Origin of the sequence: Leptothoe sp. EHU-05/26/07-4 (assembly GCF_043421015.1) — a bacterium.
GTDB classification, from domain to species: Bacteria; Cyanobacteriota; Cyanobacteriia; order Phormidesmidales; family Phormidesmidaceae; genus Leptothoe; species Leptothoe turfae.
Window position 1 is genome coordinate 1,203,191 of the sequence record NZ_JAXSQV010000007.1, and the last position, 13,044, is coordinate 1,216,234.

The 13,044-nt window shown below is 48.8% G+C and carries 13 protein-coding genes; 6 read left to right on the forward strand and 7 right to left on the reverse strand.

Annotation, left to right across the window (positions count from 1 at the left end; all coding sequences use genetic code 11):
• Positions 1-137: 137 nt before the first annotated feature.
• Positions 138-365 (forward strand): NblD family protein, encoded by a 228-nt coding sequence (nblD, locus tag U2F10_RS29790; RefSeq protein WP_499874084.1) that lies wholly within the window; start codon positions 138-140, stop codon positions 363-365.
• On the opposite strand, the gene U2F10_RS29795 is transcribed toward nblD, so the two are convergent.
• The 4 genes from U2F10_RS29795 to U2F10_RS29810 all read right to left on the reverse strand — a co-directional run bounded on the left by U2F10_RS29795 (position 362) and on the right by U2F10_RS29810 (position 4,001).
• Positions 362-802: an SRPBCC family protein gene (locus U2F10_RS29795; protein ID WP_163660434.1), complete on the reverse strand. Its 441-nt coding sequence runs from the start codon at positions 800-802 to the stop codon at positions 362-364. The two genes, nblD and U2F10_RS29795, sit on opposite strands and share 4 nt — an antisense overlap.
• A 90-nt stretch (positions 803-892) precedes the next feature.
• The gene (locus tag U2F10_RS29800) at positions 893-2,146 is read right to left on the reverse strand and encodes a ferrochelatase (RefSeq protein ID WP_499874086.1); all 1,254 of its coding nucleotides are present in this window, start codon (positions 2,144-2,146) and stop codon (positions 893-895) included.
• A gap of 217 nt (positions 2,147-2,363) precedes the next feature.
• Positions 2,364-3,467 (reverse strand): aldo/keto reductase, encoded by a 1,104-nt coding sequence (locus tag U2F10_RS29805; protein ID WP_499874088.1) that lies wholly within the window; start codon positions 3,465-3,467, stop codon positions 2,364-2,366.
• Positions 3,468-3,503: 36 nt separating this feature from the next.
• The gene (locus U2F10_RS29810) at positions 3,504-4,001 is read right to left on the reverse strand and encodes a bifunctional nuclease family protein (protein WP_163670608.1); all 498 of its coding nucleotides are present in this window, start codon (positions 3,999-4,001) and stop codon (positions 3,504-3,506) included.
• Positions 4,002-4,368: 367 nt separating this feature from the next.
• Here U2F10_RS29810 and U2F10_RS29815 point away from each other — a divergent pair, with 367 nt between their 5' ends.
• Positions 4,369-5,025, forward strand: a complete 657-nt coding sequence (locus U2F10_RS29815; protein WP_163702275.1) for a riboflavin synthase — start codon at positions 4,369-4,371, stop codon at positions 5,023-5,025.
• A gap of 70 nt (positions 5,026-5,095) precedes the next feature.
• Here U2F10_RS29815 and U2F10_RS29820 read toward each other — a convergent pair whose 3' ends face one another.
• From U2F10_RS29820 to psbD, 3 genes are all read right to left on the reverse strand, one after another.
• Entirely contained in the window at positions 5,096-5,530 is a 435-nt protein-coding gene (locus U2F10_RS29820) for a pentapeptide repeat-containing protein (protein ID WP_499868480.1), read from the reverse strand.
• A gap of 214 nt (positions 5,531-5,744) precedes the next feature.
• On the reverse strand, positions 5,745-7,124 hold the full coding sequence (psbC, locus tag U2F10_RS29825; RefSeq protein WP_163670610.1) for a photosystem II reaction center protein CP43: 1,380 nt from the start codon (positions 7,122-7,124) through the stop codon (positions 5,745-5,747).
• The gene (psbD, locus tag U2F10_RS29830; RefSeq protein ID WP_006518024.1) at positions 7,108-8,166 is read right to left on the reverse strand and encodes a photosystem II D2 protein (photosystem q(a) protein); all 1,059 of its coding nucleotides are present in this window, start codon (positions 8,164-8,166) and stop codon (positions 7,108-7,110) included. The genes psbC and psbD overlap by 17 nt, the downstream gene beginning before the upstream one ends.
• Positions 8,167-8,725: 559 nt before the next feature.
• Here psbD and cpcD/petH point away from each other — a divergent pair.
• The 4 genes from cpcD/petH to U2F10_RS29850 all read left to right on the forward strand — a co-directional run bounded on the left by cpcD/petH (position 8,726) and on the right by U2F10_RS29850 (position 12,827).
• On the forward strand, positions 8,726-9,922 hold the full coding sequence (cpcD/petH, locus tag U2F10_RS29835; protein ID WP_499874089.1) for a bifunctional rod-capping linker CpcD/ferredoxin--NADP reductase PetH: 1,197 nt from the start codon (positions 8,726-8,728) through the stop codon (positions 9,920-9,922).
• Between the two features lie 116 nt (positions 9,923-10,038).
• On the forward strand, positions 10,039-11,340 hold the full coding sequence (locus U2F10_RS29840; RefSeq protein ID WP_163664768.1) for a homoserine dehydrogenase: 1,302 nt from the start codon (positions 10,039-10,041) through the stop codon (positions 11,338-11,340).
• Between the two features lie 16 nt (positions 11,341-11,356).
• Positions 11,357-12,301: a peptide chain release factor N(5)-glutamine methyltransferase gene (gene prmC, locus U2F10_RS29845; protein ID WP_499868483.1), complete on the forward strand. Its 945-nt coding sequence runs from the start codon at positions 11,357-11,359 to the stop codon at positions 12,299-12,301.
• Between the two features lie 19 nt (positions 12,302-12,320).
• Entirely contained in the window at positions 12,321-12,827 is a 507-nt protein-coding gene (locus tag U2F10_RS29850) for a GrpB family protein (RefSeq protein ID WP_499056888.1), read from the forward strand.
• Positions 12,828-13,044: the final 217 nt, after the last annotated feature.

Genomic DNA, 13,044 nt, shown 5'->3' on the forward strand with positions numbered 1-13,044 from the left:
CTTTAAAGGGGCAATATTGATCGTTTTTGTGATGAAACGATACAAAATAGGTGGCTGAAATAAGTGAAAGTACTTACCTTGTATAAAGGTTCAACTAGTTACGATTAGTGGACCTTACTAAAATCGAGTGAAAGCCTATGACTACGATAACCCAAGAACAGACTTGTTCCGTATGCGGCGTGAAGATTGTGGATGATGTTGTGCAATTTTCCAATGGCTCCACCGGTACCCGTGCCCGTCTCTATGCCAGGGTCTGCCAGTATGCTAAGAAGCCTGAATGTATCAATCAAGATAAGGAGCTAATTGGTGAAGTTCTGCAGGAGGATGGCTTTATGGAAGCCCCCAATATTAATTTTGGCGGCTAACCCAATCGCTCTGCTACCTGTTTAAGCCGCTTTAACTGGGCTGCCATATCCTGCTTAGTCCAGTTAGCGGCAAATTGATTGAACCCAAATGCCACTAATGGGTTAGGAATTTCAAATTCGAATCTATTGAGCAGGCGAGTTCCTGATGCTTCTGGTACACATTCCCAGCGGTCTTTGCCTGTGAAGAACCCTGTAAATGCCCACACCACCAAGCCGGGACGACGCTCCACCACTGTGCTGATTAAGCTGGGCTGTAAAAGGGGCACTTGAATGATAAATCGAGTCTGGCTGTTAAGCTCTGTACTCCAGGTTTCACCCATGGGTTCACACCGGAGGGCGGGGTTAAGCCATTGATGCATGAGGGTGCGATCGCAAATACAGCGTTCAACCGTTGTAGCGTTGGCATGAATAAAAATTGACTGCTCAAAAACACCCATATAAAGCAAAAAATGATCGGTAGAGGATAAGCACTACCGATCATTCTGACCTATTTTTTCTTACTTATTTTTTATGGGGAACAGGCAACCCTAATGGTGGTGATGGGCGTGATGGTGTTCTTGGCTGTGGCCCTGGTCACCACCATGGTGACCATTATGATGATGTTCGTCGTGGTGGTGACCATTGTGATGATGATGCCCGTTATGAGCACTGTCATGGTGGTGCCCTGAAAAATCCTCCGCAAGCAGGGCTCGTTGACTTGGATGGACAACGGTGCCTTGCTCGCCTATCAGATCTGTAATTAACCCGTCAACCCAGCCAGCGGCCATAGCGGCAAAGTCATCATTGTCGTTGACACAGGGCATTTGGACATAGGTGACATCAGGTCGCTTGCGACGTAGATGGCTGATAATGTGCTCTACATCCAATAGGGTTTCATGGTTTTCGGTGACAAAGCCAATGGGCATGAAGACGACTGCTGTAGCACCCAGATCCATCAGGTTTTGGGCTGCTAGGGTCACATTTGGCTGGGTCCACTCAATCATGGGGGTATCGTGATTGAGCCAACCGATGGAAATCAGCGGATAGTTATAGATCAGTCGTTCCCTGACTGCATCGTAGAGCAGCTGGCTCTCTGTAATGCCAGAGGTAAATCCCTTAGCTTTGTGGGGGCAGCCATGGTTCATCAGCACGATGCCGGTTTGGGACGGTAGGTGAGCAACGGCCAGATGCTGCTGAATTTTGTTCGTTACCTGGCGGGCGAGCAACTCAATATAGTCTGGTTGGTTGTAAAAGGACGGCATGTAGCGGGTACTTTTCAGCCAATGGTTGTCCTCACCTGTAAAAGTCTGCGCTAAGGCCTTGTTCACCTGTTCTACGGCAATGCCGCTGGTAAAAATGGAATCCACCACTAGCAAGGGATAAATCAAAAGCTTGGTAAATCCCTGGGACTGAATTTCTGCCAAGACCTGTTGGGGTAAATATGGAGCGCAAAAGTTAAATGCTTTAAAGACGCTAACGCGCTTTCCCCACTTGGCTTGTAAGTGACGTTCAATGCCCTCACGCTGACGCTCAAAAATTGAATTGTGGGGTGAAATAAAGTGATCGTGCTGATGGTCCCATTCGTGGCGATCAAACAAGGCTAACAGCTTAGCAAGTGGGGGATAAATCCAAGTGGGGACGGGGGCAAATTTTGCTGTTAATAGGTTGAGGGCTTGTTCGTTGTAGTTGGCAAAGTCTTCGTAACTTTCTACTTCGCCATATCCCATGAGCAATACTGCTACGCGATCGTCAGTGGTGCTTTGGTCTGGGGTAGATAAAAGTGTGCGTGGAATCGCAACCATAAAAAGTGAGCCTCAAAGGGTAATTTAGCCGTCCACTGGACGACCTTACGGTAACGCACCTGAATATCAGACCCTGCACCCATTGTAAGAATTTAAGACTCCTGAGATGAATTGATACGTAGCTATTGCTATCTGTTAAGTCTTACGTTGTTGTGTGCCATGGTTGTCAGCGATGGTCGCGTTTACCACTTCGCTTTAGCCTGGTTCAATCGCACCGTTAATCACTCCATAGCCGTCTACGTTCAGACCCCTTGAGTCGCTGGTGGGTATCCCGTAGCAGTGTGGGGATATCTAACTGTTCTGGGCAACGGGGTAAGCAGTCGCCGCAGTCGGTGCAGCGATTACCTTTACGTCCCGGAAACCAGTGGCCTGCTCGTTCAAACATGCCGTAGCGGTATTTTCCAAAGTTCGTCATGTCGTAGGCGATGGTCAGATTTCTAAGTCTGAGCACTTCCGGAATGTTGATGGCTTCTGGGCAGGGCAAACATTCATAACACTGTTTGCATTGCTCAGTACCCAGATTTGCCTGGGTTTGGGCCAGGTGCTCTAAGCGAGTGCACTCTTGATGGGTGAGGGGGGGTGTGTTGTCAGCTACTTGCAAGGGCCAGTCAAGCTCGGTGGGCACAGCTGGGCCTACGCTTAGGGTAGTGATACGCGGATCACTTAGCAGCCAGCGATAGGTGAGCAACAGTGGGTCAAATGGCTGACACAACTGCTTGAGTTTGTCTGATGGGGTGTAGAGCTGGCCACCTTTGTCGGCTGGGGAAATGATGAAAATCCCCAGGTCTCGTTGATGGGCTAGCTCAATGGCGGCGGCGTTGCGCTGATTAAAAAAGTAGTAGTGCAGGTTAATAAAGCTGATGATGGGAAGTGCGATCGCACCCATCACCACATCTAATGAGCCATGACTAGAGGCCCCCACATGACGTACTCGACCGTCAGCCATTACCTGGGTTAACCCTGGTAACATCGACTCCACCTGCTGTAGATGCTCCAGTGTATTCACCCCGTGTACAGCCAGGCAGTCAACGTAGTCGGTTGCCAAGCGTTCTAGCGACTCATCCACGAGCCGTTCCACCTCGCTACCTGGCAGCAATTTGGTAGTTAAGATGAGCTCAGACCGATTCAAGCTGCTAAGGGCCTGACCAATGTAGTATTCGCTTTGACCATATCCCCGGGCAGTTTCAATGTGGTTAATTCCCAGATCGACTGCAGCCGCCAAAACCTGGTGTAAAGACTCTGCATTGTCTAGACAGCGCATAGTGCCTAGGGAAAATACGGATAGATTTAATTCGGTTTTACCAAAGCGTCGATAGTGCATGGGGCAGCATAGGCTTTAACCCAATAATTATCAGACCTATTGGTTAGACGAGCGCCCCTTCTGAGCAAAATCTGATGGGCTTAGGTTTGAAACAAAATCTCGGAATGCTTCCTTCTCAGCTTCATCAGCTTCACGGTCCACTGGAATTGAAGCGTCAGCAATCACCTCTTCCATCACCCAGATAGGCGCTCCCATCCGCAGGGCAATGGAAATAGCATCGCTAGGGCGAGAGTCAAGCTCTTTGGTGACCTCCCCTTGTTTGAGGGTCATCGTGGCATAGAACGTATTGTCCTTTAATGAATGAATCACCACACGATCTAGCGCCAGTTCCCAGTCATCTAGCAAATTGGCAAATAAATCATGGGTCATAGGACGCACAGATTCTTCGTTTTCCAAAGCGACTATAATTGCGCGGGCCTGCTCATTAGAAATAAAAATAGGCAGTGCTCGTCGTTCGGATGCGTCACGCAGCAAAATCACAGGGTTTCGCGAAACCGCATCCAGTGCAATGCCAGCAACTTTCATTTCGATCATGGATATTAATCCTCTTGGCTCCGCAGGAATCTAACCCAATAACTAGAATGTAACACTTGAAAATTATCTAAACTGTGTCAAACTGTCTGGGACATATGACGGTTGGGGCTTAAAAGGTGTTGTTAGAGAACGTCTTGGCTAATGGGTTGGTAAGTAATATTCCATTTCTAAGCTAAAAGAGTCCTTTCAGCTTGTTGGCCCATGAATAAAAATCTTTATTTAGAGTCTAAAAATCTTTATCTAGGCAACCGATTCTGTAACGTCTACACATATGCCATAAGGCTATAATGCCGCGATAATTTCACCTTTGCCAACTGGCTAATAGTGCTTCGTACACCCACTCTGTCACTAACATCATCATAAGAATGTGTTTACCGGACTAATTCAAGCTTTAGGAAAGCTTCAAACCCTAGACAATGATCGCTTACAGATTAGTGGTCTTGATGTTTCTAGCCCTATCATGGCGGATATTTCCCTGGGGGATAGTATCGCCGTAGACGGTGTTTGTCTGACGGTTGCGACTATTTTGCCAAAAGGGTTTGTGGTGACCGCATCTCCTGAAACGTTAGAACGATCAACCTTGGGGCATATTCCCCCGGAGCGACCTGTCAATCTGGAATCTTCCCTACGGGTAGGGTCCAAAATTGGTGGCCATTTTGTAACTGGTCACGTTGATGGTCAGGGGTATGTCGGTGAAATTATTAAAACTGATAGTGCTTGGGAAATCAGCTTTACGGTTCCCAGAAGTCAAGTGGCACGCTACATAGTCCCCAAAGGCAGCATTGGTGTTAACGGCATTAGCCTAACGGTTGCAGACTGTAGCGCATCGGGTGATTGGTTTAAGGTGGCTGTCATTCCAGTTACCTACGATGAAACGAATTTGCAATATCTACAGCCTAATGATGCCGTCAATTTAGAAGGCGATATCCTCGGTAAATATGTGGAGCGATTTACCCAGCCAGCGAGCACAGTTGGCCAGTCAGATATTTCTCTCGATTTCTTAGTTGAACATGGCTATGGGTAAGAACCCTGGTTTATATGAGTTTTTGGCTAATAAATTGTAGCTCGCTGAAAACAATCGGTGTTCTCTTAAGTTAAGGGCAATAAAGTGTATCTTTGGTTGCTCGTCCAGTCACCGGATTGATGCCTGTAGCAACTTCACAGAGCATGTCGTTTGTTTTGACATCCAGATCGACATCTGTAAAGTCTGCACCTTCTATGTTTGCTTTACGAAAATCAGTGCTAAACGCGTAAGCACCCTCAAAAATTGCGTTTTTAAGATTAGCTCTAATAAACCGGGCTCCATCCAGAGTAGCGCCACTCATATCGGCACTTTCTAGGTTTGCTTTGGTTAGGTTGGTGTCAAATAGGCGCACACCGCGCAAGTCTGTATTGCTCAGGTCTGCTTCTGCCATATCGGTGCTGGTGTAGTTATTACCGCGTAAATCTTGGCCAGCAAAACTTTGCTGCCGCAGACTCTGCCGATCATAGTTTTTTGCTTGGGCTGTATTGGGCCAGCTTAAACACATTACACCTACCAACAGACAGCTCAGCAGCCAGCGTTTCCAACAAACAGAGCTCAAGTACCTCATAACTTAGCGATCGCAACATTACTAACCATGCATTTTAAAGCCGTTTAAGCACCTGTGACTATAGCTTAGCCATTTTACAGATAGCCCTCCAAACATAAAAAGCCTCTGCTCAAAGGCAGAGGCTTTTTATAAACGATTTTTAGACTAAGGCCTAGTCTAGATCGTTCATGCCCAGTACTGCTTCGTTTTCACGGTCAATACCCTTCTCGAAACCACCAGCAGCAGCACGAGCGCGGCCCGCATGCCATAGGTGACCAACCAAGAAGAAAAAGCCCAGAACGAAGTGAGACGTAGACAGCCACTGACGGGGATTCACAAAGTTAACAGAGTTAATCTCAGTGATAACGCCACCTACAGAGTTGATGGAAGCGTTAGGTGCGTGAGTCATGTACTCAGCAGCACGACGTACCTGCCAAGGCTGAATATCATTCTTAAGCTTATCTAGGTCAAGACCATTAGTACCACGAAGGGGAGATAGCCAAGGACCATCAAAGTCCCAGAAACGCATAGTCTCACCACCGAAGATGATCTCACCAGTAGGAGAGCGCATCAGGTACTTACCAAGACCAGTAGGACCTTGAGCAGAACCAATGTTGGCACCCATACGCTGGTCACGAACCAAGAAGGTCATTGCCTGCGCCTGAGAGGACTCAGCATTAGTAGGACCGTAGAACTCACTGGGGTAAGCAGTGTTGTTGAACCACACATAGCAGGAAGCGATAAAGCCCATCATGGACAATGCGCCCAAGCTATAGGAAAGGTAAGCTTCACCAGACCAGATAAAGGCACGACGTACCCAGCCGAAAGGCTTGGTTAAGATATGCCAGATACCACCGGAGATGCAGATTAGACCAATCCAGATGTGGCCACCGATGATATCTTCCATGCTGTTAACGCCGACAATCCAGCCGTTGCCACCGAAGGGAGCGCCAACCAAGTAGCCCCAGATAACAGCAGGGTCAAGGGTGGGGTTAGTGATAACACGAACGTCACCACCACCAGGAGCCCACGTGTCGTAGACACCGCCAAACAGAGTGGCTTTGAATACGAGCAACAGAGCACCACAGCCTAGAAGAATCAGGTGATAACCAATGATGTTGGTCATCTGATTCTTATCCTTCCAGTCTTGTTGGAAGAAGTTGGAGTACTCCTCAAGCGTCTCAGGGCCGCGAACGGCGTGATAAACACCGCCTAGACCTAGAACTGCAGAAGAAATCAGGTGAAGTACACCAATGACAAAGTAGGGAAATGTATCAACAATTTCACCACCAGGACCTACACCCCAGCCAAGAGTGGCCATGTGAGGCAGTAGGATGAAGCCCTGCTCATAAAGGGGCTTCTCGGGCACAAAGTGAGATACCTCAAATAGAGTCATCGCACCAGCCCAAAGGACGATAAGACCAGCGTGGGCAACATGGGCACCCAGGAGCTTACCGGAAAGATCAATCAGACGAGCGTTACCAGACCACCAGGCAAAACCTGTGGATTGCTGGTCACGACCCGAAATGTAATTACTAGAGAGCGTTACCACGTGGCAGTACCTCTTCGGGGAATACAAACTTCTCGTGGGGCTGGTCCTGAGGAGCCATCCACGCACGAATACCTTCGTTAAGCAAGATGTTCTTGGTGTAGAACGTTTCGAATTCAGGGTCTTCCGCGGCGCGGGTTTCCTGGGAGACAAAGTCGTAGGCGCGGAGGTTCAAGGCGAGACCGACGATGCCGACGGCACTCATCCAGAGACCGGTGACGGGGACGAATAGCATGAAGAAGTGCAACCAACGCTTGTTGGAGAAAGCGATGCCGAAAATCTGAGACCAGAAGCGGTTCGCCGTCACCATGGAGTAGGTTTCTTCCGCCTGAGTGGGTTCGAAGGCGCGGAAGGTGTTGGCCCCTTCGCCATCTTCAAAGAGGGTGTTTTCCACGGTGGCCCCGTGGATGGCACAGAGGAGTGCGCCCCCGAGGACGCCGGCAACGCCCATCATGTGGAAGGGGTTGAGGGTCCAGTTGTGGAAGCCTTGCAAGAAGAGCAAGAAGCGGAAGATAGCGGCCACACCGAAGCTGGGAGCAAAGAACCAGCTGGACTGGCCGAGGGGGTACATCAAGAACACGGAAACGAAGACAGCGATGGGAGCTGAGAACGCAATCGCGTTGTAAGGACGTAGCCCGACGAGTCGAGCGACTTCAAACTGCCGGAGCATGAAGCCAATCAGAGCGAAGGCTCCATGGAGAGCGACGAAGGCCCAGAGTCCGCCGATTTGACACCAGCGAACGAAGTCACCTTGCGCCTCGGGTCCCCACAACAAGAGCAGGGAGTGGCCCATGCTGTCAGCGGGGGAGGAGACAGCAACTGTCAGGAAGTTGGCACCTTCCAAATAGGAAGATGCGAGTCCATGGGTATACCAGGACGTAACAAAGGTGGTACCAGTGAGCCAGCCGCCAATGGCCAAGAAGGCACAGGGGAACAGCAGCAAACCGGACCAACCAACAAAGACAAATCTATCGCGCTTGAGCCAGTCATCGACGACGTCGAAGACGCCTCGATCGGCTCCAGCACGGCCCATTGCAATGGTCATCTCAAATCCTCTTAGTATGGCATCAAGTCCTATAGATAAAGGGTTGGGAATATATAAACAACCCTTTGAGGACATGGGGATGTCACAAGCACCCACCCATAGGATGGCCGTAATCGCCATCAGGTAGGATCTTGGCCTGTACTTTATGATAAATAGACTTTCGTTTTTTTACAATCTGTCACGTACTTCTCAGATTTGGCAGAATCTCAAAATGACGAGACCAAGGGAGCTTGAGCTATTTTCTGAGAATATTTTGTAAATTTTTATGTCAAGTTTAGGGGCGTTTACCTGGTAAAGTCATCATTTGCGCTTCTCAGAAAGCCAAAGACATCATATAAATGCATCGTATTTTATAGTTTCGATCCGATTATCTTCGGTAGGGTACAGGGTGAGCTACAGCGTAAGGTTAACTTTGCCTATGTATCGATAGGGGCTCCTCAGTCACTGCTCTTATGTATCAGAACACTTCGCTCAGAATGATACGCTAGATGGATGATTAGTTTCAGATGGGTGGTTAAGCCACTGTCTGAAGGGTTAGGAGATACTAAAAGTTCAGCGCATGTATAATTCGAGCGTCATCGGCGGTAGTGTCAGTATTTCTGGTAACCGTCTGTTTATATATGAGGTCAAAGGCCTAGGCTCAATTGCCGGGAGCATAGCACCCGTGCGTCAGAGCGGGAGCACCTTCGTTACAGTCCCTTATCAGCGTATGGCCGAAGAAACGCGGCGCATCATGCGTATGGGGGGTGAAATTGTTAGCATTCGTCCAGCAAATGGCGATATGCCAACCGTGCCTGTGGCTCAAGTAGCACCTGCAGCAAAGAAACCCATGGCCGAAACCAAAGCTAAAGCTAAGAAACCCGGTGCTAATGTACCGATTAATATTTACAAGCCCAAGACGCCTTACCTGGGTGAATGCCTATCCAACGAAGCCCTAGTGGCAGACGGTGGTATTGGCCTCGTTCAGCATATTAAATTTGATCTGTCTGAAGGTGATTTGGCCTATGTGGAAGGCCAAAGTATCGGTATCATTCCTGAGGGTACTGATGAGAATGGTAAGCCTCATAAGCTGCGGTTATACTCCATCGCATCTACTCGCCATGGGGATGATGTAGACGATAAGACCGTATCCCTTTGCGTTCGTCAGCTTACCTACAATCATCCTGAGAGCGGTGAAACGATCAACGGTGTTTGCTCTACCTATCTCTGTAATCTAGAGCCTGGTACAAAGGTGAAGATTACTGGCCCTGTCGGTAAGGAGATGTTGTTGCCTGACGATCCTGATGCCAAGGTGATCATGATGGGGACAGGGACAGGTATTGCTCCTTTCCGTGCATATCTGTGGCGCATGTTTAAAGATAAAGAGCGTGAAGCAAATCCTGACTATACGTTCAAGGGATTTGCCTGGTTGTTCTTTGGTGTGCCTAAGACACCTAATATCCTGTATAAGGAAGAGCTGGAAGAGATGCAGGCCCAGTATCCTGACAACTTCCGTTTAACCTACGCCATTAGTCGTGAGCAGCAAAACTCCGAAGGTGGTCGTATGTATATCCAGCACCGTATTGCCGAGTACGCTGATGAACTTTGGAGTCTGATTCAGGAGGAGAAGACCCATGTTTACATCTGCGGTTTGCGCGGTATGGAAGGCGGTATCGATGAGGCGTTAACAGCAGCAGCGGCTAAGACCGGTACTGATTGGACTGATTACCGTAAAGGTATGAAGAAAGCCCATCGCTGGCATGTTGAGACTTACTAAGTCTTACTGACTTGGTCGGGTAGCAACATCCAAATAAATATTATGTAAAAGCCAGGTGAGTCTGACGGTTCCCTGGCTTTTACAATAATTTGTGGTAAATCGAGCGGGATAGCACATTGGTTTTCAAGGTTGGATTATTGGGTCTGGGTACGGTAGGCACTGGTACGGCCAAAATTTTGTTAGACGCGGCCCAGCGTCATCCGTTGCTACAAACCTTAGAAATTCATAAGGTGGGTGTACGTTCTTTGGATAAGCCTCGGTCAGTTAATTTACCAGAGATGTGTTTAACCACTGACCTCGAAGCAATAGTGACTGATCCCGATATCGATATTGTGGTGGAAGTCATTGGGGGATTAGAGCCTGCTCGGTCACTGATTTTGGAGGCGATTGAGGATGGCAAGCACGTGGTGACGGCTAATAAAGCTATCATCTCTCGATATGGGAATGAGATTGCTGAAGCTGCCAAAAAAGCGGGTGTGTACGTGCTCTATGAAGCGGCTGTAGGTGGCGGAATTCCTGTTATTCAACCGTTGCAGCAGGCGCTTGGGGTAAACCGGATCGATGCGGTCACTGGCATTATTAATGGAACCACCAACTATATATTGACTCGCATGCAGTCAGAGGGAGGGGACTTTGCTCCGATTTTGGCGGATGCTCAGGCCCTGGGCTATGCAGAGGCTGACCCGACTGCTGATGTAGATGGTCTAGATGCAGCTGATAAGATTGCCATTTTGGCGTCCATTGCCTTTGGAGGAAAAATCCGCCGCGAGGATGTCTTTACGGAAGGTATTCGCAATGTCAGTGCATCGGATGTGGATTATGCGAAAACCTTAGGATTCGTGATCAAGCTGCTTGCGATCGCAAAACAAAACCCCAACGCTGACACTATCCAACTCCGTGTTCACCCTACACTAGTACCGCTCAAGCACCCCCTAGCCAGTGTCAACGATGTTAACAATGCAGTACTCGTTGAAGGCGATCCCATCGGCCAAGTCATGCTCTACGGGCCAGGTGCAGGAGAAGGTCCTACCGCCAGTGCCATCGTGTCGGATGTGATGGCCATTGCCGCCACCCTCCACATGGAGTCTCCGGCTGAAGAAAAACTGCCGAATCCGCTGTTAAGCCATGCCTACAGCGACTATAAGACCATTAGTCCGATGGAGGAATTGGAAAGTCGCTTTTACCTGCGGCTAATGGTGAAGGATCGGCCTGGAGTCATTGGCCATTTAGGCGAAATTTTTGGTAGACATCATCTGAGTCTCGAATCCATCGTGCAGATTGGTTTGCAGGACAGTTTGGCAGAACTCGTGATCGTCACCCATGAAGTGCGGGAAGGCGAGTTCCAGAAGGCTATTGCTGTTCTCAAAGATTCAGCGGATGTGGATTCCATTGCCAGCGTTTTGCGAGTTTTGGGATAGACAGAACGTCTGTGCGATGGAAGATAAGGCGTTTGAAGCTGTTCCTGGGGACGTTTTGTATACGTGGATATTGCAGGCTCGATCTGATGCCCAAAAAAACAATGTCCCTTTGTATGAGGTGGACTGGTTTTTGCAGGGAGTTAGCAGCCTGAGCCCGTCGGAACTAAGCTTAGGGCTGTATCGAGATCGGGTTGTGCCTTTGCGGTATTCGCTGGATTGGTTAACTCAGCAGTGGCAGCGCCGTTTGACCGAACGAGTACCGGTGCAATATCTGGTGGGTGAGACGCCGTGGCGGGATTTAATGCTGACGGTGACACCAGATGTGTTAATACCTCGGCCTGAAACGGAGCTGATGGTGGAGATTATGCAGGCGTGGGTAAAGCAGAACAAAAATCTTCCAGAGCCTATGGTTTGGGCTGATTTGGGGACAGGGAGTGGGGCGATTGCGATCGCAATCGCCAAAGCCTTCCCCGATGCCCAGGTACTAGCTGTTGATATTAGTTCAGAGGCTTTGCAGGTTGCTCGTCAAAATGCCCAGCGCAATGGAGCTAACAATCTTGAGTTTCATCAAGGCAACTGGTTTGAGCCGTTAAGGGATTGGCGTGGCAAGTTGTCTGGTGTGATTACTAATCCGCCCTATATTCCAAGTCAGATGGTGCTGGATTTAGAGCCTGAAGTCACTAACCATGAACCCCATCGGGCCTTAGATGGTGGAAATGATGGGTTAGAGGATATTCGTCTGCTCATAGCGAAAGCTCCAAAATTTTTGCAGCCCGGTGGTCTGTGGTTGACAGAACATATGCAGGGACAGGCGCAAACCATTGCCGCTATGCTGGCAGCTACAGATATCTATAAGGACATTCAGATTCACCCAGATTTAGCTGGCATTGAGCGATTTATCTCAGCGACATTTAGTCCTTGGATCCCAGCAATGTTGAAACCAGCTAGAGTTTTTAAGTAATCCAACATGCTCATAAATCATGGCATCAGCTCCAGTAGAACTTTCGGCCTATGATCTTGAATGGCCCGCCAAGTTTAAAGCTGAAAAAGCCTTCTTGATAGAGGTCATTGGTCATTGGCTTTGGGGCAGTGTTGAGCATGTGGGCAGCACTGCCGTGTCAGGCCTTTTGGCAAAACCAGTGATTGACATCATGTTTGGGGTGAAATCGCTGGAGGTTTCAAGGCCAGCAATTGATGTGTTGACCAGGAACGGCTATCAATATTTTCCCTATAAACCGGATGTCATGCATTGGTTCTGTAAACCATCCGATGCTGTGCGGACACACCACCTCCACTTAATTCCCTATGAAAGTGAGCTGTGGCAAGAGCGAATTCGGTTTCGGGATTTGCTTCGTTCTAACCGTGCGATCGCTAGCGACTACGCTGCCTTAAAACAGGCGTTAGCTGAACGTTATCACTATGATCGCGAGGCCTATACCCAAGCAAAATGGCCCTTTATTCAACGAGTTTTGGAGATGGCCAAATAATCATAGGGTCTGATGCGACCGCTTGCTCAGAACCTATGGCTTGATGAGGTGTAGGACAGTTTGGTTTCTATCCCGTGTAAGCCTTTGCTGATTGGTTTCCCGCTAGAATGGTTGCACTGAGGGCGACTGCTTTACTAGCGTGAGCGTTGCTGATCCTGAGGAGGATTTGATCTGGAAGTTCCTGATCAATAGCACTTATTTCAGATCGATTCATCTT

What these genes read in the sequence shown, in the direction of transcription:
- U2F10_RS29850 (WP_499056888.1), top strand. Translation starts at nt 12,321, where the DNA reads ATGGCATCAGCTCCAGTAGAACTTTCGGCCTATGATCTTGAATGGCCC.
- U2F10_RS29800 (WP_499874086.1), bottom strand. Translation starts at nt 2,146, where the DNA reads ATGGTTGCGATTCCACGCACACTTTTATCTACCCCAGACCAAAGCACC.
- psbD (WP_006518024.1), bottom strand. Translation starts at nt 8,166, where the DNA reads ATGACCATTGCAATGGGCCGTGCTGGAGCCGATCGAGGCGTCTTCGAC.
- U2F10_RS29795 (WP_163660434.1), bottom strand. Translation starts at nt 802, where the DNA reads ATGGGTGTTTTTGAGCAGTCAATTTTTATTCATGCCAACGCTACAACG.
- cpcD/petH (WP_499874089.1), top strand. Translation starts at nt 8,726, where the DNA reads ATGTATAATTCGAGCGTCATCGGCGGTAGTGTCAGTATTTCTGGTAAC.
- U2F10_RS29810 (WP_163670608.1), bottom strand. Translation starts at nt 4,001, where the DNA reads ATGATCGAAATGAAAGTTGCTGGCATTGCACTGGATGCGGTTTCGCGA.
- U2F10_RS29820 (WP_499868480.1), bottom strand. Translation starts at nt 5,530, where the DNA reads ATGTGTTTAAGCTGGCCCAATACAGCCCAAGCAAAAAACTATGATCGG.
- U2F10_RS29805 (WP_499874088.1), bottom strand. Translation starts at nt 3,467, where the DNA reads ATGCACTATCGACGCTTTGGTAAAACCGAATTAAATCTATCCGTATTT.
- prmC (WP_499868483.1), top strand. Translation starts at nt 11,357, where the DNA reads ATGGAAGATAAGGCGTTTGAAGCTGTTCCTGGGGACGTTTTGTATACG.
- nblD (WP_499874084.1), top strand. Translation starts at nt 138, where the DNA reads ATGACTACGATAACCCAAGAACAGACTTGTTCCGTATGCGGCGTGAAG.